The 22,147-nt window shown below is 37.1% G+C and carries 21 protein-coding genes, 1 pseudogene and 1 CRISPR repeat array; of the genes and pseudogenes, 3 read left to right on the plus strand and 19 right to left on the minus strand.

The genetic code is table 11. From position 1 onward, the window contains the following. Window positions 1-14 precede the first annotated feature (14 nt). The 3 genes from IW492_RS12145 to IW492_RS12155 all read right to left on the minus strand — a co-directional run bounded on the left by IW492_RS12145 (window position 15) and on the right by IW492_RS12155 (window position 3,134). A complete protein-coding gene (locus tag IW492_RS12145; RefSeq protein WP_202067902.1) occupies window positions 15-1,310 on the minus strand; it encodes an ISL3 family transposase in 1,296 nt (431 codons plus the stop codon). Window positions 1,311-1,842: 532 nt separating this feature from the next. Then, a complete protein-coding gene (locus IW492_RS12150) occupies window positions 1,843-2,832 on the minus strand; it encodes an amidase domain-containing protein (RefSeq protein ID WP_202067903.1) in 990 nt (329 codons plus the stop codon). A gap of 26 nt (window positions 2,833-2,858) precedes the next feature. Next, window positions 2,859-3,134, minus strand: coding sequence for a hypothetical protein (locus tag IW492_RS12155; RefSeq protein WP_202067904.1), 276 nt, complete (start codon window positions 3,132-3,134; stop codon window positions 2,859-2,861). Between the two features lie 440 nt (window positions 3,135-3,574). Here IW492_RS12155 and IW492_RS12160 point away from each other — a divergent pair. Further along, a pseudogene (locus IW492_RS12160) lies at window positions 3,575-4,100 on the plus strand (tyrosine-type recombinase/integrase). Window positions 4,101-4,208: 108 nt separating this feature from the next. Here the strand turns inward: IW492_RS12160 and IW492_RS12165 are convergent. The 8 genes from IW492_RS12165 to scrK form a co-directional block, all read right to left on the minus strand. Further along, complete coding sequence (locus tag IW492_RS12165; RefSeq protein ID WP_202067927.1) at window positions 4,209-4,463, minus strand: thioredoxin family protein; 255 nt, start codon at window positions 4,461-4,463, stop codon at window positions 4,209-4,211. Between the two features lie 140 nt (window positions 4,464-4,603). Continuing rightward, the gene (locus tag IW492_RS12170) at window positions 4,604-5,755 is read right to left on the minus strand and encodes a glycerate kinase (protein WP_202067905.1); all 1,152 of its coding nucleotides are present in this window, start codon (window positions 5,753-5,755) and stop codon (window positions 4,604-4,606) included. 873 nt (window positions 5,756-6,628) lie between these two features. Then, window positions 6,629-6,889 carry a hypothetical protein gene (locus IW492_RS12175; protein WP_202067906.1) on the minus strand — a complete coding sequence of 87 codons (261 nt, stop codon included), beginning with the start codon at window positions 6,887-6,889 and terminating at the stop codon, window positions 6,629-6,631. After that, a complete protein-coding gene (locus IW492_RS12180) occupies window positions 6,870-7,253 on the minus strand; it encodes an argininosuccinate lyase (protein WP_202067907.1) in 384 nt (127 codons plus the stop codon). The genes IW492_RS12175 and IW492_RS12180 overlap by 20 nt, the downstream gene beginning before the upstream one ends. 294 nt (window positions 7,254-7,547) lie before the next feature. Continuing rightward, entirely contained in the window at window positions 7,548-7,769 is a 222-nt protein-coding gene (locus IW492_RS12185; protein WP_202067908.1) for a hypothetical protein, read from the minus strand. Next, window positions 7,726-8,046 carry a hypothetical protein gene (locus tag IW492_RS12190; protein WP_202067909.1) on the minus strand — a complete coding sequence of 107 codons (321 nt, stop codon included), beginning with the start codon at window positions 8,044-8,046 and terminating at the stop codon, window positions 7,726-7,728. The genes IW492_RS12185 and IW492_RS12190 overlap by 44 nt, the downstream gene beginning before the upstream one ends. Before the next feature lie 260 nt (window positions 8,047-8,306). Further along, window positions 8,307-8,867 (minus strand): elongation factor P, encoded by a 561-nt coding sequence (gene efp, locus IW492_RS12195; protein ID WP_202067910.1) that lies wholly within the window; start codon window positions 8,865-8,867, stop codon window positions 8,307-8,309. A gap of 676 nt (window positions 8,868-9,543) precedes the next feature. Further along, window positions 9,544-10,425 (minus strand): fructokinase ScrK, encoded by an 882-nt coding sequence (gene scrK, locus IW492_RS12200; RefSeq protein ID WP_202067911.1) that lies wholly within the window; start codon window positions 10,423-10,425, stop codon window positions 9,544-9,546. A gap of 209 nt (window positions 10,426-10,634) precedes the next feature. On the opposite strand from scrK, the gene IW492_RS12205 reads away from it, so the two are divergent. Then, the gene (locus tag IW492_RS12205; RefSeq protein WP_202067912.1) at window positions 10,635-11,108 is read left to right on the plus strand and encodes a glutathione peroxidase; all 474 of its coding nucleotides are present in this window, start codon (window positions 10,635-10,637) and stop codon (window positions 11,106-11,108) included. 287 nt (window positions 11,109-11,395) lie between these two features. Here the strand turns inward: IW492_RS12205 and IW492_RS12210 are convergent, their stop codons facing one another. The 8 genes from IW492_RS12210 to IW492_RS12245 form a co-directional block, all read right to left on the minus strand. Next, window positions 11,396-12,409: a YeiH family protein gene (locus IW492_RS12210; protein WP_202067913.1), complete on the minus strand. Its 1,014-nt coding sequence runs from the start codon at window positions 12,407-12,409 to the stop codon at window positions 11,396-11,398. A 193-nt stretch (window positions 12,410-12,602) separates the two neighbouring features. Then, the gene (locus IW492_RS12215; RefSeq protein ID WP_202067914.1) at window positions 12,603-13,838 is read right to left on the minus strand and encodes an L-lactate MFS transporter; all 1,236 of its coding nucleotides are present in this window, start codon (window positions 13,836-13,838) and stop codon (window positions 12,603-12,605) included. A gap of 439 nt (window positions 13,839-14,277) precedes the next feature. Beyond that, entirely contained in the window at window positions 14,278-15,138 is an 861-nt protein-coding gene (locus IW492_RS12220) for a GRP family sugar transporter (RefSeq protein WP_202067915.1), read from the minus strand. Window positions 15,139-15,460: 322 nt separating this feature from the next. Further along, window positions 15,461-15,919: a PTS sugar transporter subunit IIA gene (locus IW492_RS12225; protein WP_202067916.1), complete on the minus strand. Its 459-nt coding sequence runs from the start codon at window positions 15,917-15,919 to the stop codon at window positions 15,461-15,463. A 15-nt stretch (window positions 15,920-15,934) separates the two neighbouring features. Beyond that, window positions 15,935-17,263: a family 4 glycosyl hydrolase gene (locus IW492_RS12230; protein WP_202067917.1), complete on the minus strand. Its 1,329-nt coding sequence runs from the start codon at window positions 17,261-17,263 to the stop codon at window positions 15,935-15,937. A 15-nt stretch (window positions 17,264-17,278) separates the two neighbouring features. Then, complete coding sequence (locus IW492_RS12235; RefSeq protein WP_202067918.1) at window positions 17,279-18,697, minus strand: PTS transporter subunit EIIC; 1,419 nt, start codon at window positions 18,695-18,697, stop codon at window positions 17,279-17,281. Between the two features lie 21 nt (window positions 18,698-18,718). After that, window positions 18,719-19,483 carry a carbohydrate deacetylase gene (locus IW492_RS12240; RefSeq protein WP_202067919.1) on the minus strand — a complete coding sequence of 255 codons (765 nt, stop codon included), beginning with the start codon at window positions 19,481-19,483 and terminating at the stop codon, window positions 18,719-18,721. Window positions 19,484-19,577: 94 nt separating this feature from the next. Further along, window positions 19,578-20,405 (minus strand): PRD domain-containing protein, encoded by an 828-nt coding sequence (locus tag IW492_RS12245; protein WP_202067920.1) that lies wholly within the window; start codon window positions 20,403-20,405, stop codon window positions 19,578-19,580. A 919-nt stretch (window positions 20,406-21,324) separates the two neighbouring features. On the opposite strand from IW492_RS12245, the gene IW492_RS12250 reads away from it, so the two are divergent. Next, window positions 21,325-21,549 carry a hypothetical protein gene (locus IW492_RS12250; RefSeq protein WP_202067921.1) on the plus strand — a complete coding sequence of 75 codons (225 nt, stop codon included), beginning with the start codon at window positions 21,325-21,327 and terminating at the stop codon, window positions 21,547-21,549. Window positions 21,550-21,634: 85 nt separating this feature from the next. Beyond that, window positions 21,635-22,000: a CRISPR direct-repeat array (repeat unit 36 nt; unit sequence GTTTTGGAGACATTCAAAACAGCATAGCTCTAAAAC). The last annotated feature ends 147 nt before the right edge of the window (window positions 22,001-22,147 follow it).

A 22,147-nucleotide genomic window follows, 5' to 3' on the forward strand; every position in this document is an offset into this window, starting at 1 on the left:
AACCAACTTCTTTGTTAGGTCATTTTTATCAAATCGTTCATAAGAAAAATTCGTGTTTTCATATTTTGAAAGGATTTAAAACCATAAGAGACACGTTTCAATGTCTTTATATGTGTATTCATGGCTTCCAGTTTCCCATTTGAATACGGATAGATCATGGCATTGCGTATGCCCTCTTTGTAAGAGAGTAAGTGACTGATTGTAGTCCGAAATGTTTCGTCCAGTTGATCTGGAAGTGTCTGTAATTGTTCAAAGAATCGTTCATGATCTTTCCTTCGGAAAGCTTCTGTTAATTCATGAAATACTTGATACGTAAAACGCAGTGCTGGAGAAAAATCAAGGAGTCGATCAATCATCATGGCTTCTGTCAGATAAGGAAATTTAGGAGCTCTAAAGTTGCGCCATGTTTTGTACATTGAAGGGTTAATGTTGACGCGATCTTTCAATAAAAATCGCCAATTACTTTTTAATCTATTCGCTAAATGGTGCTTATTTTCCTGTCTTAACCGTGCAACCTCTTTGATGCGAAAGGTATTAAAGGCTCGATTCAGGTGTTGAACAACATGAAATCGGTCAATGATAAGCTTGGCTTGAGGAAATACACGTGGAATCAATTGAAAATAAGCGGCATTCATATCGGTTACTAGAAATTGTACACAGTCTCGATTTGAATATTTCTGAAAGTAATGAACCAAGTAGTTCAATTTTCTGGAAGGAAGAATATCAACTAACTGTCCAGTTTTCCCGTTGGCACAAATAAAACTCATTTTGTCTTCAAGGGATGTATGGGAGCGAAATTCATCCACCATCAGCACAGAAGGTAAATAGGTTTGTTTTCGCGTAGGAAGATAAACTTCTGTACTTTTAAGGACACGAATGACTGTTGTAATAGAAACATGACACAGAGAAGCAATGAGTCTAAGAGAAATTTTTTCTTTTAATAAAGCTAGAATTTTGGTCTGTACGTGCTTGGCGATAAAACAATGAGGAGCCACGAAATAGGATTGAGCTGTCCAATGACGCATACAAGCTCGACAGAAATAACGTTGTTTCGCCAGTTCCATAACGAGAGGTATATGATTAAAGGAATCAAACCGAATTCGACTGATTTTTGTTCCGTTTTTAACGACTGCTTGTTTTTCAGTAAAGGGATCCTTTGTATAGGTGCAGTGAGGACAATGAGAAAAGTAAGGAGTGAGTTTGGCTTTAATGACAAACGTTTGTCTGCCTTTCATTTTTTGTTCTAAAACAGCTAAAATCGTGAGATTTTTGTCTATGATTCGGAGCATTTTTTTGATAGTATGAAGCATAGCATAGCGTTCCCTTCATTAGATTTTGTGTGGTAACTTAATCCTATCAGAGAACGATATGTTTTTTTAGATAAAAATGAACATGGGACTGAGAAAAGGATTTCTACTTTCATCAGTCCCATTTATTATAGAGCCATTATTGACTATTTTAAAACCTTCCAGAATGATTCTGAGACGATTTAAAAATATTTGTTGATCAGTTACCCACAAAAAAGCTTCAGGATCACAACGATTCCTGAAGCTTTTCCTATTATTCGTGTTTTTGGCTCTTTTACCTAGTGGATCTCCAGCTGTAGCAGCTGGCTGTTTTGATCAAAAATAAACGATCGGGACAAACGTGCTTCCGAAACCAGTCTCAAAAGACGAAAGAATGTAAAAAATATACTCTTAATTTCTTTTTAAGAATCATTTTTTTCAGTCAGCTAAAATCTAATTAAAAATATGCTGCTAGTTTCAAGTTGCCTGACAGAAAGTTCTGTTTTTATAAAAGATTTGTTGCCGCTTTCACTTTATACCTGGACCGTAATAATAATTAGAATCTCAGTACAATAAACGCCGAATAATTATCTGTATTGATACTGTTCCATGTAGTATCTACCCGATCCGTTGTGTGTTGTGTAATATAAGCTGTATTCCCTGATTTTTTACTTACATATGCAATATGAGAAATCTCAAATGTATTTTTTTTGAAGTAGCCAATGAAATCACCCTCACGTACATATCCTTGCGCTTCATTTTTTGTTGAAAACTGGCGAGTACTGTAACCATCAGCTGTCCAAAATACCATAAAATTGTGTGCCAATTTCCATGGAGAAGAAGCAGTTACTCCAGCTGTGTGCGTCCAAGTCATTCCACTTGCATTTGGAGAATTTCTTAATGGTTTACCTCCATAAAAAGCTATTTGTGAAGCAAAATTTGTGCAATCACTTTCATACAAAGGAAAAAGCACATTCCTTCTATTCCACCAGTCTCTCGCATATTTAGTAGCATTAGTAACATTAAACGCTGCTCTTGCCATTCTTGCTTTTGGAGCATCCTCTGTACTAAGGATTAAAGCAATATTTTCTGTACGGATATCATTAAATGTTCTTTCCAATAAAACTTCTTTTTCCTGGAGTATTTCAGCAACTTCTTCATCTGTAGGATTGACAGGTAAAATGGACGCAATTCTTGTTAAATATATTGAAGAGAATTCACTATACATTATATTCTTTTCATCAGAATCACTTATCAATAAGTTGCCTGACTCAATTGCTTCTAAAATTCTAAAATACTCTCCTTCCAACTGTGTTTCAAATTCTTTTCCATTTTTCTCCTTAATGATTGAGAGCAAATCTTGTTGAACGTCACTTAATTTCCTTTCTAAGTTAAAATCAATCTTATTTTCTTGAATTCCTTCTTTGACTGCTGTGACAATATCAGTTCCATCTAGTTCATTTGCAGATGTAATCGTAGTTCCAGTAATAAAAATAGCAAATATCCCCAATATGGCGCACAAAACCCTAACAAAATTCTTTTTCATAGCTAATTTAACACTTCCTTTGATTATTAAACTTCTCCATAATATTCTGCAAGATAAAATATGCCATATCGTTTTACTTGATATGTTTTCAATTCTCCCAATGTCTCATCTTCCACGGGTGCTGGTTCAATGGTATACAAATCATCACTTACCTTTTCAACTGTTGAATGTATTCCGATATCAAAAAAACCTAGTGAAAAAACTTTGGTTCTAACAGCACTTATAGGACTTCTGTGAACATACCAAAAAGGGACAACAGAAAGCGCAATAATTATAAACAAATATATTCTATTTCTTTTCATAATATACCTTCTCACAAAATATTTTGTTAAATTTATATTAACTATACAAAAGAAAGCGTTTTCTGTCAATTTTTATTACATTTTATTTTTTTTCCATACCATAATTGACATAAAATAGCCCACGAATCATAAAAACAAATTTCACACCCTAAAAAATACTTCATTTAGCAGTACGTTCATTTTTTATAAAAAGATTTGTTGCTGGCTTTCATTCATAATAGGTCCGGCCAGAAGCTCAAGGGTGGTTTTTTAGGCGTGAATTTATTAATAGCGGTAGCGCCTACCTTGTGTGGTGGTTTCTATTCATTGCTACTGATGAAGCCAGCCCGATTGCTCCCTATACGCTATCCAAGTTCTTTTTTGTTCTTTGGATATTGATTTTGAACTTGATTTTGTTTTTATCTTTTAAATCCTCGTTTTTAAGAACTAAGCATTGAAAGATAATTCATGACTTTCTTTTTTGCCTCCGGCGAACCAGGCATCCTGAGCGAGACGTTTTTCTTTTTAAACTAGGAATCAATATTGGTCTTCGAATGTCTGATCTGGTATCTTTAAAGGTCAAAGATATTACCGGCACAACTACACCCAAAATCAGGGAACAAAAGACCGGCAAGATACGGACACTATTTCTGGAGAACCTGCAGCAAGAAATCACTACATATAGAAGGAAAAGAACCGGACAGCTGGCTCTTTCCAAGTCAGCAGCTTGATCAAGAACATATCAAAGTGAACACAGTGTATCAGTGTTACCAAAAGGTCGCTAAGCAGCTGAAACGGCCGGACATCGGCACTCACACCATCAGGAAGACATTTGGCTATCATTACTACCGGAAGACCAGAAACATTGCCACGCTCATGGAAATCTTCAATCATGCCTCTCAACAAATAACAAAACGATATATCGGAATTCGTGAAGAAGAAATTAGTGAAACATTCAAAGATTTTAAAATCGGGGCTGATTATTGAGACAGCGGTAGGCAGTTCCGCTGTCTTTTCTCATAATGTATGCTCCTCTCTATCTGCTGATACGTCAGAAGCATACAGCCGATTCAAATCAAATGCCAGCTTTTTAAACTACACAAAGCGGCTTTTGTGAAGGTATTCTTTTCCATCAATAAATAAAAGCAGAGCAGGATCAGAAAAGATATTACAGGCCAAAGACACCTGCTGTACCTCTCCGCCATCAACTTCCCCCAATGCTATTTGAGGATACGCTTCAAGCAGTGCTTTTAGTTTAGGGAAAACAGCATGACAAACCGAGCAGTTCTGCTGAGAAACATACAGAAAAGCAAATTGATTATTTTCAATAAATGAATGTACCTCTTCAATTGTATATAATTGGGTCCCTTTGCTGTCCGCTCTTTTCTATATCTGCATTCCATTTTTTTCACACTTAATATAGCATAGATGTACAAAAGAGCTGTAAAAAGTGCTTGCTGTTTCATTTTTTCCTTAACAATAATCAACAATTACTTTTGATTTTGTTTTTCAATCAGTTCGAGAACCTTTGCCACTGTTTCTCCTCCATTTTGAAGATTTTTGCGAACATTTGTCATTGCTTCCTGAAGCGTAATCGGTGCAGAGATCGTATCAATCACAAGATCAAACCCTGCCTCATAAATATCATGAAGGCTTCCAGCTACACTGCCTACAATGGCAATGACAGGCTTCCGGTGTTTCTGAGCCGTTCTTAAAATCCCAACAGGTGCTTTTCCTGATAGTGACTGATGATCTATTCGTCCTTCTCCGGTTATAACAAAATCGGCCGCTTTAATTTCTTCTTCAAGATGCAGCAGACAGCTGATTGTTTCAATACCGGGAACAAGCTTGGCCTGACAGAAAGCAGCCAGACCGGCACCCAATCCTCCGGCAGCTCCTCCGCCTTTTAAATGAGAAACAGATTGCCCGCAATATTCTGAGATTTTATCCTGAAGATGATGCAGGGACTGATCCAATAATGCCAGTTCATCTTCTTTGGCTCCCTTTTGACTGCCAAAAATATAGGAAGCTCCCTGTTTCCCGCAAAGAAGATTCTCTACATCAGTCAGTCCTATAAAAGTAGTTTCAGCAATTCTCGGATCAATATTTTTCCTGTCAATCGTATGTATATTCAGCACGCCTGATGCACCAAATCCAACTTCCTGTCCTGCCGCATCTTTAAATGAAATCCCCAATGCCTGAGCCATTCCTACTCCGCCGTCATTGGTTGCACTGCCGCCCAATCCAATATAGATTGTCTTCACTTTTTCATCCAGTGCAAATTTAATCAACTCACCCGTTCCATAGGTTGTTGCCATAAATGGATTTCCTGTTTCATTTTTAATTTTTGTCAGTCCGGAAGCTTCAGCCATCTCGATAATTGCCGTCTCATCATCCAAAAGACCAAATAAAGCAGAAACTGGAACTCCTTCAGGACCGGTTACCTGTTTCTTAATGCGTCGACCAGACAGTCCAGTCACTAAAGCCTCAACGGTCCCTTCTCCTCCATCAGCTATCGCAACTTTTCGAACAGCCAATGCCGGATTTCCTCTGAAAAGTCCTTTTTCTATATAGTCTGCAGCCTCCATAGATGTTGCGCTGCCTTTAAATGAATCTACAGCAATAACAATTCGCCTGTTCATTTGATCTTCCTCCTCACTGAATAATCTTTTATTCCAGAAAAGCATATTCAGTTACCATACACCCCTATTCTACTATCTTCTTCCAGCAAATAACACCTTTTGCTTTTATTTATAAAAACGGACAGAAAAAATATACTTTACCTCGTTTAAGATAATAACCAACTTCCGTAAAACAACTTTTAATAAAACATAATATAAACTCAGTAAAAGATGAGCTTTTACAAAAAATAAACCTATAATCTGTTATGCTTTCTTATTCTTCTTAAACTAACCAACAAACACACTAACTAATATAATTATACCGTTTAATAATGCAAAGAATAAACCTCTTCCCTAATTTCGCGTGAACGAACACAACTTCATCATCCACAATCCCATCTGGTACATTAATATTTGAGCCTTTTGAACTAATAATTTTTGTTAAACCATTTATGTAACTTATCTCCGATAAAGTTTCACATCTCACCAATTGCGGAGATTGAACTTAGTACGCTAAGCAGGCAATCATTAAAGCAACATATCTCATCTGAGAAAGAACTCCGTGAGATTACAGCAATCTGGGCAACAGATAGAAACCGGAAACAAAAAGGAGTAGATTGGCAGTTCACAACCAAGGATGCACGTAAAAAATTACGACATCTTTATCCAGATATTCTTTTGTAAGAGTACATGTTTTTAGTTTACAGAGTACTAGTTTGAATGTTAGAAACTTCGAGAAAATTAATAAATTTTCTAATTTCAATATTCAAGTTATTGGTAGATATATTCCTTAATTCTTTCACTAATACATTTATTAGCTTCAATTTCTTGTTTTTCTGTATTATTATTTTTTCCATAAAAAACTCCTGAAATTTGATAATAATTATACGATCTTTATTTATTTTTTTTAGCTTCTAGTTCACTATTTAATTGCTCATTATCTTTCACTAAACTAGAAATATCTTTATAATAAAAGAAAGAGCATAGTCGCCAAACAAACAGGGCCAAGAATGGATATCCTGCTATCACACATTTTTTTAAATAATCAAAATCTTTTGACGTAATAGCAATAATGGTTCCTATGATGCATACAAGTACCGGAATAAAGAATAAAATGACTTCACCAAGTCCTCGTTTACGCAAAAATATATCCATCATATCTTCCATCAACCTTATCTAATCCCATTGCAGCTATACTCCCGATAGATGCACTGCATATAGTGAGACCAATATTTAATGCTGCTGAGAATGCTTTTCCGACTGCTGAACCAAAATATCTTGATAATTGAACAGCAACTCCGCTCGTTAACCTTTTACCTACGTTAGATTTCAGTAGTTTTCTAACTTTAATTGCTGATGAAATTGCTCCCCATCCTGCAATAGCTGCAGCAGCGACATCGATTATGCAAGCAACATTTCCTCTTTTGTTATACCAATGTTTTCCCAAGCCACCACCATCTAAATACATCATCTCTTCTTCTGTCACTTCTACATAATTCTGTGGTAATACCATTTCCATTTTCTGTTCCTCCAATTCAAATTTTTATAGATTACTTTGAGCTCATAGGCGAATCCCTTGCCTGTTTAACCAAGTTTTTAGTCATAACTTTGCACCTCTTTCTTATTTTTCAAGATATTCAATTTTTCTTCTGATATTTCTTGATTAAAAGCAAAATCGGTGTTGCTAGTATTATTTCAGCTATGCCTAAAATATCACTTAGACTTTGACTCATAAAAATTAGAAACCAATAGGAAGAACCTAGGCAAAGAAACAAAATGACCTCAATCAAAATGATCATAGTTTTTCCCATAGTTATGCATACTCAATTTCTTCCTGATCAATATCTAGACTGTTTACTTGCTGATTAGATACTACTGATGTATCTCCATATTGCAAACGAATCATATTAGCATATCTACCATTTTTATCCATTAATTCATTATGGATTCCCTGTTCAACAATTTTCCTATTTACCATAAAAATAATTTTATCACTGTTTAGAGCTGTTTGTCTGCTCTGTTTGGTTTGAATCATTGGAAAGAACATCAGAAGCAGTTACACGATCCGCTTTATTTTTAGTTGCGTTTGGTTTATTTGTAGTCCCTTTAGAATCCATGGTTCCAGTTGTTCCTGAATCATCCGGAAGTGTCGTTGTTCCGTTAGCATTTGTATCTGAGCTATTTTCTGTCTCTGGATGACCAGTGTCCGTTGTCTCTTTTTTCTTTAGACGAGTAATCGCAGGAGCAAGCTTTTCGTGCGACGAGTAACCGCAGGAGCAAGCTTTTCGTGCGACGAGTAACCGCAGGAGCAAGCTTTTCGTGCGACGAGTAACCGCAGGAGCAAGCTTTTCGTGCGACGAGTAACCGCAGGAGCAAATAAGTAGAACGATCTAGTTTGTCCCTCAAGGTTAACTTGGAGAAAAACCTCAATAAACGATCGACCTACAAGCTCTTCTGTCCTCTTTAGGATGACAGGAAATAGCATGTAGGTCGATCGTTTTTTTATTTTCATTCTGTTTGGTGAGGGCGATAGCCCTCATGAGTGTTTGTCCTGACCTCTTCGTTCATCCGCTTACTTTGCACGCTTCAAATACGTACCTTCCTGTGTATTGATTTCCAGCTTCTCCCCAGATTCAATAAAATCAGGAACGTTAACAACCAGTCCTGTTTCCATTGTTGCAGGTTTACCGGAGCCTGTTACAGTTGCACCTTTGATAGACGGCTGCGTTTCTGTCACAGTTAATACAACAGTTGTCGGCAGTGTAACACCAATTACTTCTGATCCATAAAACTGAATTTTTACTTCCATGTTTTCCAACAGATATTTCAATTCCTCTTCAATAGAGTCAGTTGGAATTTCGTATTGCTCGTAGGTTTCCAAATCCATGAAAATTGCCATGCTATCCTGACTGTATAGATACTGAGCAGGTTTTGTATCAATATGCGCTTTTTTCACTTTATCATCTGGGCGCATTGTCGTTTCAGTTGTGGCACCTGAACGAACGTCCTTCAGCTTCATACGCATTACGGTGTTTCCTTTACCAGGTTTGTGATGGCTGGCTTCCATTACCTTAATTAATTTTCCGTCTTGTTCAAACGTCATGCCTGACTTAAGATCACTGATTGCAATCATTCTATCATTTCCTCTTTTCTAAAAAATAATCTCCACTCATTGTAGCAAATTACAGACCGTTAATCTAGGGAATATACAAAGAGAACGTGAAATTCTCATGACTGGATAAATTATTTTCTCCTATTTCTGGAATTTTCAACTGTTTCCAACAGAGTTTCACCTGCTTCCACATCCCTCAGTCTTTAATTTCCCTTATAGTAATAAAGGCAGATTATTTCAGGAATTTCTGCTGCAGAAAGGCACTCCTTCAGTAATTGATTTCCCACTTCAATTTCAAACGCTGCTTCCCTATTTTCTCTAAAAAAATATAGCCCAAACCTGAATAAGCAAGCTCCACAAGCTGCCTCTTCGGAAATAAATCAAGCAATCTTCAAAATATGAGGAGTTCCAGGCCCTTCACCGAGCAGGTAACAGGACTTCATCTACTCTGCTAAAGCAATCCTAGTGAAGACTGTCAACTCTCGTATGTTTTATACGTAGAAGTTGATGTGATTGAAGCGCAGCGGAGTGTATCAATTCTCAGCTTCAATTCAAACAATCTGACTATCTATCACAAACCTCTCTATAAATATTTATAAATTCTTCGCCGATCAGCTTGAACGATCCTTCTTTCTGGTTCATGGATAAAAAACAACATCACCAATCTAAAAATATATTACTACTCTCTGCTTAATAATTATCTTTTCAGCTCTCTTAGTGCCAGCGCAAAGTTGCCGACTGTGGCACTTCCATTTTCAGATATTGCCGGATTCACGATATAATTGTCCAAATCTGGAACATCAACATAGCCATTATTCAGCTCTGTAAAAATTGAGCGGACTTTTTTCATCAAATGATCCTGCTGCATAACACCTCCGCCAAAAATAATTTTTTCCGGTGAAAAATTCAGTCTTGTATTGAAAGCCAGCTGTGCGATGTAATAGGCTTCGATCTCCCAGATAATATGTGTTTCATCCACTTCTTCCCCTTTTATTCCTGTTCGGGCTTCCAGACTGGGACCTGAAGCCAACCCTTCAAGGCAATCTGCACCATGGGAAGGACACACTCCTTCAAAATCCATGTCCAGAGGGTGGCGTTTAACAAAAACATGACCCATTTCCGCATGAGTAAGGCCTCCAATAAATTCCCCATTTTGGATGGCTCCGCCGCCTATTCCTGTTCCTACAGTAAAATAAACACAGGAGTTAGATTCAACTGCTGCCCCTTTCACGTATTCACCAAAAGCGCTGGAATTCACATCTGTTGTCAAAAAAATAGGGAAGTCAAAATGTTTCCTCAATGCCTTCAGAATATTGAATCCTCGCCACTCCAGTTTAGGGGTAGCCAAAATCTTTCCATAATCACTGGAATCAGGATTTACATCGACCGGACCAAAAGAACCGACGGCAATTGCTGAAACGGTATGTGCCGAAAAAAATGCAGCAACCTTTTCCATTGTCTCTTCTGGATTACCAGTAGAGAACACAACGCTCTCCTGGACTTCAAAGTCAGTGTTCCCAACTGCACAGACAAACTTTGTTCCACCTGCTTCAATACTGCCTAATAAAATATCACTCATTTTTTATCCTCCATTTTCTAAATAATTACTACTATTATCTATACGGAAAAGTCTAGACATTTACTCTATTATTTTAACGTAAAAGAGTTCAGCTGTCCTGCTTTTTTACAGATTCAACAAGTTTTCTTTGTCTTTGAGACTTATTGCCATGCATTTCGCTTCACTCCGTACTATACTTAAAGAAAATAAAGAATGAGGTGAATAAAATAATGACTATCTATGATTTTGAAGCGACACTGGCAAATGGGGAAACGTACACATTGGATAAATATCGCGGACAACCTATGATTATTGTTAACACTGCGACAAAATGCGGATTAGCTCCTCAGTTTGAGCAATTAGAAAACCTTTATACAACCTATAAAGATAGTGGATTAATTGTACTGGGCTTTCCTTCAAACCAGTTTAAGCAGGAAGTGGAAAACAGTGAGGAAGCTGCTGAAGCCTGCCGGATAACTTACGGTGTAACATTTCCCATGCATCAGATTTGTCATGTCAACGGTTCAGAAGCATTGCCTCTTTTCAACTATTTAAAAGAAGAAACCAAAGGCACACTGGGCAGTGCAATCAAATGGAATTTCACTAAATTCCTAATAAATAAAGAAGGGACGGTCGTGAAGCGTTATGCACCACAGACAAGTCCTGAAAAAATGGTTGCAGATATTGAGAAAGTATTGGCTTAAGCTTTCCTTATTCTTGGTTAAGTGAAAAAATCAAAAAAATGTACTTGATACAATGAACGGAATATTTAGGGCATATCTGAAAACTATTGGGGAAATAAGTTTTCAGACGCCCCCTAATATAACTGTATTTAGAAGTTGGCAGGGTTTTACAACTATCTGCAGCAAAAAAATAGTTTAGGCATTCAAGCTGTAATGCAGCTTCTTTTAAAATAAATACTGTTTCCACAAATTTTCTTGAAATTATTAGGCTGAACATGTGCTTGTTCCTAAAGAAATAATTATAATTTTTACAGAAACAGCCCTATCAACACCACTGCCAGTCCAATCTGGATAAGTCCGACAGACAAACCAAAAATCAAAAAACGCTTACCTTCTTTAAAAAATTTTTGGAAATCCAATCTCAGCCCAATCGCTGCCAATGCTGTGATTTCAACCCAGCTGCTGATAAAATGTGCGCCTGATGCCAGCTGTTCAGGCAGATGAACCAAACTGTTGAGTATACAGCAAATTAGAAAGCCCAGCACATACCAGGGAATCGGCAGCTTTTTTTTTACAACTCTTTCCGCTGCGGCATCCTCACTTGGGCAAGCAGCAATCCTTCCAAAGATATAGACAACAACAACCAGCAGCATAATGCGCATGATCTTAAACAGCATTGCCAGCTGAGCACTCTCTTCATTAATCATACTGGCACTGGCGACAACCTGCCCCACTGATTGCAGTGTTCCACCAATCAATGCACTTCTCCGCAAAAGATCACTATGGTAAAGAGCTGTTCCTATCAGCGGCAGCAGCAACATCATCACCGTGCCCAATAAATTAACCAGTGTAATAATCTGTCCTTTTTCATCTTCTTTTGCATGAATGACCGGTGCAATCGAAGCAATTGCTGAAGAACCGCACACCGCATTACCGCCTGCCATCAACAGTACCATACTTTGGGAAAATCCGAGTTTCTTCCCGATAAACAACGTCCCGCAAATCGTTCCTGTCATAATCAACAAAATAAACCCGACACCCTTAAAACCAATTTCACTGATTGTCTGAAAGGTAACAGTGATTCCCAAAAGAACTACTGAAATTTCCAACAGTCTGCTCTCTGAAAATTTCGTTCCCGCTTCTAATTTTGGCTGCTTAAACAATGTATTTCCTAATAATATTCCCAGTAAAATAGCAATAGTGGCAGCTCCAAGTGTCGGCAGCCAAATAGCCGCTATCTTGCTGAGCAACGCAACTGAGAATGCAACGCCCAATCCAGGCAGTATTTTCTGTATACCATGTCTGCTGATAAACCTGCTCACTTTAAAATACCTCCTGATGTTCTCAATAATCCTATTATACACATTTCATTCCCATTTAGAATAAGCAGTCTCAGAGAATATTGTTTTTAGGACTGCAAAACAAAAATATCATCTGCTGAGTAACCAGAAGTTTAGAAACTCAACAAATGATCCATTCATTCTAATTAAAAAATTTTTTTCTATATCTATCAGTCTATTTTTTATGAACTGCTTTTCTGCCTACAATCACAGAAATAATCAACGCAATACAAACCAGTACGATAAAGATAAACAATGTCGGTTTATAGCTGTTCGTCATTTGATGAACTGTTGACAGTAAAATAGGTCCTACAATCCCGGCTGCTGCCCATGCAGTAAGGATGTAGCCATGAATCGCTCCCAGTTCTCTTGTACCGAAAACATCGCCGATATACGCCGGAATAATTGAAAAGCCTGCACCGTAGCAAGTCATAATCAAACAAATCAGACCTACAAATAAAATAGGTGCTCCGGAAAGATAAAGAGTTGTTAAGGCTGCTGCATTAACAATGAAGACCATCGTAAAGACTTTCGGCCGGCCAAACCTGTCTGAAAGAGTTGCCCAAAACAAACGTCCGAGACCGTTGAAAATTCCCATAACACCAACCATTGCTGCAGCTGTCTGATCAGACATTCCAATCATTTCCTGTGCCATTGGGGAAGCTGCTGAAACGATTCCCAAGCCGCAGGTAATATTTAAGAATAACGTCAGCCAAAGCATCCAGAAATTAGATGTGCGGAGAGCTTCATTTGCAGTAAGACCTTCTCCTTCAGCTTGGATCGGTTGTCCAGCCTGATTTTCCTCCTGATGTTGAACCATTCCCTGAGGTGTCCAGCCTTTAGGCGGCTTCTCAAGATAACGTGAAGCAATAAACATAACAGAAAAATAAAGAGCGCCCAAAATATAAAACGTATTGGAGACACCAACTTTTCCCATTAAGAACTGTGCAATCGGACTGGTTACCAATGAAGCAAATCCAAAGCCCATGATAGCAAGCCCTGTTGCCAACCCTCTGTGATCCGGAAACCAGCGAACCATTGTTGATACCGGAGTCACATAGCCCGATCCCAAGCCAATTCCGCCAATTAAACCATAGGAAATATACAGCATTGGCAAGGACTGAACCTGAATTGCCAACCCTGTCAGTGCTATCCCAGCTCCAAAGAAAATAGATGCGACCATCCCCGTTTTTCTGGGACCATAATGCTCAACAAATTTCCCCATAAATGCTGCCGATGTTCCTAAACAAAAAATAGCAATGCTGAAAGCAAACGAAATGGATGTTGCTGACCATTCAGTCAATGCATTAATCGGTTTTGTGTAAATACTCCATGCATAGGCAGAACCTATGGATAAATGAACAGATACACCTGCTAAGGCAATCAGCCACCGATTTTTCACTTTATTCACTTACAAACCTCTCCTTATCCTTGATATACTTTTGTCATAAACACATTGACTCTGGTTTACAATTCGACATCTTACTGACAATAGGTCTTTTATTTGAAGAACGTACGTGACAGTAAACTTGAAATCATTATCCCATACTCCACTGAAATAGTCTCCCAGATTGGTAAAATAATTGATATGCTTTTTCGAATAAAAAAATTAACCGATTTCATCCTCCTTTTTTTCTGGACCTCTTCGTTCAAAACGACTCTTTGAATTTACCCCCAATTTTAGAAACTAATGCAGAAAATTATTGAACTAACAGTCTTTCGAAGCGTAGTTCATTTGTTTAGAAAACAGCTTCTGTAACTACTGATATAATAGGGTTTTTAGTGAAAAATGAGGGGATTCAAAAAAAGACTCCTCTTAACTTAACAGCTTGCTCTCAGTATTGATCTTTTCACCCATTCTTCAATAAGCTGATCATCAAAATACCCATAGTTATGCAAGAAGCTCCAAGGATAATCGCTCTTCGTTCCTTTTTACTTTTGTCAGGTTTAAATACAATCAGTCCTGCAAACAATGAAACTAAAACAGCAAGTTGAGAAATGGTAAAGCTTTTCCCTACCCCAAGACTTGGTATAACTAAAAACAGACTGACATTTGCGATGCTCCAGGCTAAACCAGTTGTCATATTTCTGAGAATGTACACTCTGTTCATTATTTTTATCTGTGATAAATTCATTAAATATGAGGCAGTAAACATTCCAATTGATTGGGGAAAAATAATTGCTTCTCCAGATATATCAAAAAATCTGGGCAAAATAACATACACTGTCAAGGTCAGAGAAGAGAGTAACAATTTCAACAGCGGCTTCTTTTTTAGACCTGCTTGTTCTTCCCCCTTCTTTTCATGGTAATTTGTCAAGTATATTCCAGTTATAATAATTCCAATGCTTAGTAGTCCTACAGCTGTCATCGCCGCATTTGACCATTCATTGAAAAAAACAGCCGCCGCAATTGTCGTTCCAATTAATTGGGTGCCATTGGAAATGGGCATCGCTTCTGAAACCGGTAAATCTATAAAGGAATGGAATTGCAGGTATTGTCCCCCTGACCAAAAGGCTCCAGATAGAAAACCTGTTATAAAAACAAGTTCAGTCCACTCCGGTTTTATCCATAAAAAAAAGCCAATACCGAACAATAGAGCAGTTGTTGATGTTCCTAATAACTGCTCATTAGGTTTCCCTTTGCTGAGTTGAGCAATCACAGGCATCAAACCCCAGCCTAAAGCAGGAAGCACTGCCAGAAAAATCGTCATTTATTTCCCTTCTTTTCTAAGAAAAAGCCTTATTATATATGTTCATATACCATAATAAGACTTTTTCTGATTTTATTTGCTTATATTTGATAATCCAGAAAGAGTACATAAACATGATTTTATGAAGAAACAAACCTGAAAAATAATTATATTCCAGTTTTCAGGCAGTCCTAATTCATATCTTCACTTCCATCTGTTAAAGTCAACATCAGCTATTGTTAAAAATTTGGAAACATCTGCTGATTATAGGCAATCTTTTGGCTGGGTCTGAGATTTTAAGTATTTAAAAATGGCTCTATTTTTCCGTTTTTCGGAATCTGGATTATAACGTGAATACCGGATCATGGGGAGTAACAAATTTTCTGCTGTTCTTTATCTCCCCTTGCTGTCTGTCTGGTGTTACAACAATTAATGTGTCATCTTTCCCCCGATCTTTTAATAAAGAGAGATTTATTTCAGCAATCAAGTCACCTTTTTGAACTCTTTGTTCGTTGGAAATCACCAATTTAAAAGGATATCCTTTCAAATCAACAGTATCAATCCCCATGTGAATCAATATGACTTCCCCTCTATTACCCGTTAAAGTTATCGCATGCTTTGTCGGAAAAATATTAGTGATAGTCCCGTTACATGGTGCAAAAACTTTCCCGTCATGATTAACTATGGCAAAACCATTTCCCATCATTCCAGAAGCAAAAACTTCATCTTTTACTTTGCTAATTGGTATCAGTTCTCCTGCTGCAACTGCATTTAATGTTTGTTTTCTGCTAAATAAACCCAATCTATGCACATCCTTTTATGCCAAAGTTGGCCAGTAGTCTTTATTTGCCTCAATCATTTCATCCAATACCAGTTTAGCGACTCTGGCATTCGGCACCGTTTGATTCAACGTAAAAGCCTGCAAAGCTTTTTGATACGAGCCTTCAAAATATGCATCTACTAAAAGCTTTTCTGCAGCAACCTGCGCTTCCATCAACCCTTTATGAAAATCGCAAATCGGTTTTCTTAACGAAACAGGTTCAGCGCCTGTTGCACCGACATAGGCCGGAACTTCTACTACTGCATCTGAACGAAGATTGGGAATTGCTCCCTGGTTCGGTACAATCAACATAAATCTACGATGTTCGTCATTTAGTATAGAGGTTGCCATATCAACAATGTATTGACCATGCTCCCCAAAATTAAAATTTAAAACATCCTCAGTAACGCCCAAACGTATTTTCTCAGCCATCTCTTTAGTATTCTTCTCTCGTCCATCCATTACCATATTTGCGCGTGTATAGTTTTTATCCGCATGTTCAACGACCATATCAGGATATAAATAATATTCTAAATAGTTGTTGGGAATATTCGTCGGAAAATTTTTAGTAATCACTGACATCATATTAAATGCTTCCTGCCACGATTGATCCCCTGCATTAAAATCAGCAACCTTCATCGTCTGAGTCTTCAATTTCTCAATAATTTCCGGCATCACATCCCGCCCCAAAGATTTATCATAAATCTCTGTATACCAGCCGAAATGATTCAATCCATAATAACCAGGTACCCATTCTTTACGATTATATCCATAATTATCTGCAATTGTTTCTTCTATTGAGATAGTCATGTCACAAGCGTTAATCATATTAATTTCCGGATATTGACGACGAACAGCTTCTGAAACAATGGATTCCGGATTCGTATAATTTAGAATCCATGCTTCTGGTGCAAACTGCTGTACATAGCCAACAATCTCAAGCAACCCTCTCATAGATCGCATTCCGTAAGCAAAACCGCCTAAACCGCATGTTTCCTGTCCTACCAAATCATATTTCAAAGCAATTTTTTCATCCTTTTCACGCATTTTCATACCGCCCACACGAATTTGTGAGAAGATAAAATCACAGCCTGTAAATGCCCACTGAGGCTCTTCCGTTGATACCAGCTTGACCTTTGAATGTCCTTCTTTTTTTAACATAAAATCAATAATCAGATACATATCCTCATTACGTTCTTTATCAATATCATATAAACGAATTTCTGAAATCGGTAATCTGTCCGCATTGTTTAATACAGCTTGAATAATTCCTGGTGTATACGTGCTTCCGCCGCCTGCTATTGTAATAATCTGCTTTTTACTCATTCTTAACTTCCTTCCTCACTGTTCCAATAATTTAGTAAATTCTGCCATCACATAGGTTACTTCCAATCCGATAATGACTTGATAATTTTTTTCTGTCGGCTTAATAATGCCGCTTACCCCGATTTGTTTAATACGCTGCTCATTCACAAGATCAGAGTCTTTTACTTCTACCCGTAAACGTGTATTACAATTGTAAGCATCCTCGATATTTCCTGATCCGCCAAAGGCATCCAGCATTTTTTTTGCCATATATTCATAGTTCTTACTGGACAATGACAACGCCTTTTCCTCCTCTTCAACACGTTCAACGCCATATTCTGTTGCTGCTTCACGACCTAAGGTTGAGATGTTTTTCTTCTTTATAACAAAATAAAAAGTAAAATAGTAAAGACAAAAGAATACCAGTCCGATCGGGATAATCAGAATAGCATTTGTAGCAATTCTGAAATTAATGAGGTAGTCAACAATACAGGCGCCAAAAGTAAAGCCGATTCGAATATTAAACATATAGCAGACCATTCCTGCCAGTCCAGCAAACAAGGCATGAATAACATACAATAATGGTGAGACAAACATAAAGCTGAATTCAACTGGTTCAGTTATGTTGGCGATAAATGAAGTGGCTGCACCACTTCCCATAATCCCTTTTACCATTTTTTTATTCTCTTTAAATGCTGCATGATAAATGGACAAACAGATAGCCGGTACACCAAACATCATAACTACAAAGAAACCTGACAAAAACAAGCCTGCCTGTGGATCTCCATTAATAAAACGAGTCATTTCACCTCTGAACACATCACCTGAAGGAGAAACATATTCTCCTAAATCATAATAAACATAAGTATTTAGTACATGATGAAGCCCAAACGGAATCAATAAACGATTTAAGAACATAAATATCCCTACACCAAAAGCACCCATATTTACAAGCATTTTGGCAAAATTGTCAATTCCCATTTGAATAATTGGCCAAATAAAACCCAGAATCACTGCAGAACCTGTCTGTAAAATCATGACCATAGTCAGCGGAAATTTCTCACCGGCAAAATAGGAAAATACCATTGGCAACTTTTGTTCTTTAAAATGATTATAGGTCCAAGCTGCAACTAACCCTGAAATAATACCGCCAAATATCCCCATTCCTATCGTCGGGTCCATAATAGCTAAGCCCGCTTTTAAAGTTGCAATTGCCAAAAATCCAGTTAACGCAGGTATCCCTTTATCTTTCGTCTTAACAAACCCCAAAGTAACTCCTATTGCAAATAAGATATCCAAATTACCAAACACTGCATTCCCTGCAGCTCCCAGAACTGGAATATTCAGCATATCATCTGCCGATACTCTGAGAATTAACCCGGCAAGCGGCATAGCTGCTACGGGTATCAGCATTGCTCTTCCTAATTTCTGGATATTTGTTTTAAAATTTAACATTTTTTATTTCCTCCTCGCTGTTTATAAATCCTTATAAGTAATCAGTTCTATCTCCTTGTCTGTTCTCACCGTTTCAGCAAAATCAGAATGAATTAGAAATTCAACTTGGTTAACTCTTGAACGCACAAAGCTTGAGCCATTCAATAATTCCTGATCAATATAGGCGGTATGACACATAATTTCTGTTGTTCGTGCTGTTCTCAGTTGGTCAAGCAGTTTTTCGAGGTATTCTTCCATAGACTCCTCAATTTGCCTTTCTGAAAAATCTTCTGAACCAACATCATCAAAATACCTTTCAAAATAGTCTACGTGCTTCACCTCATCTTTCCGTTCAAAATTCCCCCTTACCGGCAACTCATATTTTTGAGCCAAAGCAACAACAACCTTTTGATTTCCTCCAAACGTATGGGTATGATGGTGACTATCAAGATGTGTCGGTGTAATCCCTGCTGCAAAAACCTTTTGAATTTGCGCATTCCATTCCTGATACAATTCTTCTTCATCAATCATAAAAGGCTGCTCATAAAAATTTAGAGGCTTAAAAGAATCTCCGTCTACAATCGTTTGCAGATTTTTCAGAATCGGCTTCCCGCAGGTTAATGTTAAATGTACACCTACTCCCAGCTCCGGAAGCTGCTTTTTAAGCTCAACTGCTTGTTCAAATCCCGGCATATTTGCCATTAGGGTTGTCGATGTCAAAACCCCCTTTTGATACGCATCAATAATTCCATAATTCACCCCTCTGCTGTAACCAAAGTCATCTGAATTAATAATTACTTTCCCCATCTTTTTCTATCCTTTCAATAATAAAAATAGCCCCACTAAAAAGCTCAAACGTCTTTTTAATGAGGTTGTGCCTGCTTAAAGTAACACCCTGCGTCTATTTAATTCTCCCTATATGAATAGCTAAATATGCCGTTTCATTCTCTTGCATATTTACCTGATACTGCTTTTTAATTTCATCTGTAATCTTAGCGGCCAATTTATAATACTGGCTTTTTTTGAATGATGAATCAAAAAATTCGAACGATTCTTCTTCTGATAAAACTTCCTGATAAATCAGCCTCTTCGCTAAAAACTTCAAATGGATTAATAACCGATTATAAGAAAGAGAATTTTTATCCAATTTCATTCGACTTTCTATTTCAATTAAATTTAGAGTGAAGCTTGTAATTTCCATAATTTTTAAGCCGTTCAAACTATTTTTTTCACCCAGCTCAGAATTAATGATATGCATCGTAATAAATCCAACTTCGTTATTTCCCAACTCGGTCTCATAGCGTTGATTTAATTTTTTTACAATATCTGTTGCCACCTGAAATTCATCTGGATAAAGAAGTTTCATTTCCGGAAGCATAATTGCAGTTACCTGCGAGTCTTCCTTTTGCCGTTGAATGGCAAAATAAATATGATCTGTCAAAGTAATATATATACTGCTGTTCAACGGAATATTGATTTTCATTTTGATATATGAAATCATCTCCTCCGCAAATTCAATGTATTCCAGCGGAATCTGTGAGACCATTTCGCTAAACATTTTAATGTTCTCTTTTGAGTCAAGGGTAAAAAATTTATCTGCTGTTTTTTCATCAAAAATCTCACCGGATTTTGCAGAAAAGCCGATTCCTTTTCCCATAGCAATTTTTTCTATACCATTTTCTTCAATCAGCACTGCGTTATGATTAATTTTTTTCACTATACATTGCATGAGTTCTGCCCCTCTTTTCTGAAATTTGAAAATGAAAAAACGACCTAAGGAAAATAATTTCTCCTTAGGTCGTGCCTAATCGAATTAGTAACACCCTATCTACGCCTATAATCTACCATTAAATGAGAGCGCTGTCAAATATTTTTCGTTGAAATTGGAAGATACCTTCCTCAAAAAAGTACAGCTTTCACCAATACCAAACAGCTTTGATTTAAAGTACTTTTCTTATTATGTTTCACTATACCCTTATATGTTAAGCATTATTGCAAACAATGGAGAAGATTATTGATAAAGGAAAAGTAAGAAGTTGTTCAAATAAAACTAGAAAAACAATGCTTGATCAAAGCTGCGTTTACTGCCAAAGTTGCCGTGAGAATTAAATTGTAACAACAAGATATCTTTCTTTCTAACAGTACCAGTCAGTATCTAATACAAACTGCGTTAAAAGAGCTGCCCTTTCGTGTTTCTTAATTATGTAAAAGAGGAATCATGGGAAACAGTGATCCCATACACTTTTTCTCTTGTTTTCCAGCTTTTTTTGATATAACAACGCCTTCCATCAAAGCGAAAGGTCGGTATATTTCTTTGTCAAATCAATAAAACAGAGAGTCAAAAATAAAGAACAAATAACACATATTATCTAAACGCTTCAGAATCAAAAAAACAAATCAGGAACAACTGAAAATAAATAAGGAATTGACGGATGAAGTTACTAAGAAAGATCAGTTTATAAGCCTACACATTGGAAAATAATATGCCAAAGCTAGTGGGGTTCTAAACATGGGCTTGAAAATATATTGTGCCGAACGGCAGTCAGCTAGAGTTGGAGATGGAGGAACTATGTATTACAGGAAAATAGATAGTGAACTGGAATTTTTTAATTTAATCATTGGTATGACTTTGAAAGAGAGATAGCAAAATGGCTAAAGCAGATATGCTGTTCCAAAAAATTGAAATATTAAAACAAGATTATAAAGATCATTTCAAAAAAGATATCCCTGAGAAAATAATCAGAGGGGGGAATCCATTAAACATACTTGATCATCATGAAGAGTTAGAAGAGGGGATAAGAGCTATGGATAGCGAAGTTAGAAATACAATTGCAACTAATACTCCTGTCACAGAATTATCTGACGAAGGTTAGAACAGATTGATTTTTTAACATTTGAACCTTGCGAGCTTTGAGTACTTTTTCTATACCCAACGAAAGGTTATCATGCTGAACAGGATTTTGGGAGACATTCAAAACAACATAGCTCTAAAACATGAAGACTACAAGCAAGGAATGAAGTACAGTTTTGGAGACATTCAAAACAGCATAGCTCTAAAACACTTCGGCGCTAACTCTGCAGCCATTTTCAGTTTTGGAGACATTCAAAACAGCATAGCTCTAAAACAACCATTAAAATCAAAAGGAACGCTAGGATGTTTTGGAGACATTCAAAACAGCATAGCTCTAAAACATGATGTATGTTTTCATGGCATATGTTGTGGTTTTGGAGACATTCAAAACAGCATAGCTCTAAAACGATTCCACCAGGGCAAACTACGGTACAGATGTTTTGGAGACATTCAAAACAGCATAGCTCTAAAACATCCGTGATAGCTAACATATAAACTGGATAGGCTACACTAAACTAGACATAAAAAATAAGGTGTGTAAACTAAAAGAAAACACACTGGGAGGAACCACTTTATGTCAAGAAGAGCACGAAGAACCTATACCGAAGAATTTAAACAAC

Origin of the sequence: Enterococcus sp. BWB1-3 (assembly GCF_016745275.1) — a bacterium.
Classification (GTDB): Bacteria; Bacillota; Bacilli; order Lactobacillales; family Enterococcaceae; genus Enterococcus_L.

What these genes read in the sequence shown, in the direction of transcription:
- IW492_RS12240 (WP_202067919.1), bottom strand. Translation starts at nt 19,483, where the DNA reads ATGGGGAAAGTAATTATTAATTCAGATGACTTTGGTTACAGCAGAGGG.
- IW492_RS12150 (WP_202067903.1), bottom strand. Translation starts at nt 2,832, where the DNA reads ATGAAAAAGAATTTTGTTAGGGTTTTGTGCGCCATATTGGGGATATTT.
- IW492_RS12185 (WP_202067908.1), bottom strand. Translation starts at nt 7,769, where the DNA reads ATGATTCAAACCAAACAGAGCAGACAAACAGCTCTAAACAGTGATAAA.
- IW492_RS12145 (WP_202067902.1), bottom strand. Translation starts at nt 1,310, where the DNA reads ATGCTTCATACTATCAAAAAAATGCTCCGAATCATAGACAAAAATCTC.
- IW492_RS12220 (WP_202067915.1), bottom strand. Translation starts at nt 15,138, where the DNA reads ATGACGATTTTTCTGGCAGTGCTTCCTGCTTTAGGCTGGGGTTTGATG.
- IW492_RS12205 (WP_202067912.1), top strand. Translation starts at nt 10,635, where the DNA reads ATGACTATCTATGATTTTGAAGCGACACTGGCAAATGGGGAAACGTAC.
- IW492_RS12230 (WP_202067917.1), bottom strand. Translation starts at nt 17,263, where the DNA reads ATGAGTAAAAAGCAGATTATTACAATAGCAGGCGGCGGAAGCACGTAT.
- IW492_RS12250 (WP_202067921.1), top strand. Translation starts at nt 21,325, where the DNA reads ATGGCTAAAGCAGATATGCTGTTCCAAAAAATTGAAATATTAAAACAA.
- IW492_RS12175 (WP_202067906.1), bottom strand. Translation starts at nt 6,889, where the DNA reads ATGGATATATTTTTGCGTAAACGAGGACTTGGTGAAGTCATTTTATTC.
- IW492_RS12170 (WP_202067905.1), bottom strand. Translation starts at nt 5,755, where the DNA reads ATGAACAGGCGAATTGTTATTGCTGTAGATTCATTTAAAGGCAGCGCA.
- efp (WP_202067910.1), bottom strand. Translation starts at nt 8,867, where the DNA reads ATGATTGCAATCAGTGATCTTAAGTCAGGCATGACGTTTGAACAAGAC.
- scrK (WP_202067911.1), bottom strand. Translation starts at nt 10,425, where the DNA reads ATGAGTGATATTTTATTAGGCAGTATTGAAGCAGGTGGAACAAAGTTT.
- IW492_RS12180 (WP_202067907.1), bottom strand. Translation starts at nt 7,253, where the DNA reads ATGGAAATGGTATTACCACAGAATTATGTAGAAGTGACAGAAGAAGAG.
- IW492_RS12155 (WP_202067904.1), bottom strand. Translation starts at nt 3,134, where the DNA reads ATGAAAAGAAATAGAATATATTTGTTTATAATTATTGCGCTTTCTGTT.
- IW492_RS12245 (WP_202067920.1), bottom strand. Translation starts at nt 20,405, where the DNA reads ATGCAATGTATAGTGAAAAAAATTAATCATAACGCAGTGCTGATTGAA.
- IW492_RS12235 (WP_202067918.1), bottom strand. Translation starts at nt 18,697, where the DNA reads ATGTTAAATTTTAAAACAAATATCCAGAAATTAGGAAGAGCAATGCTG.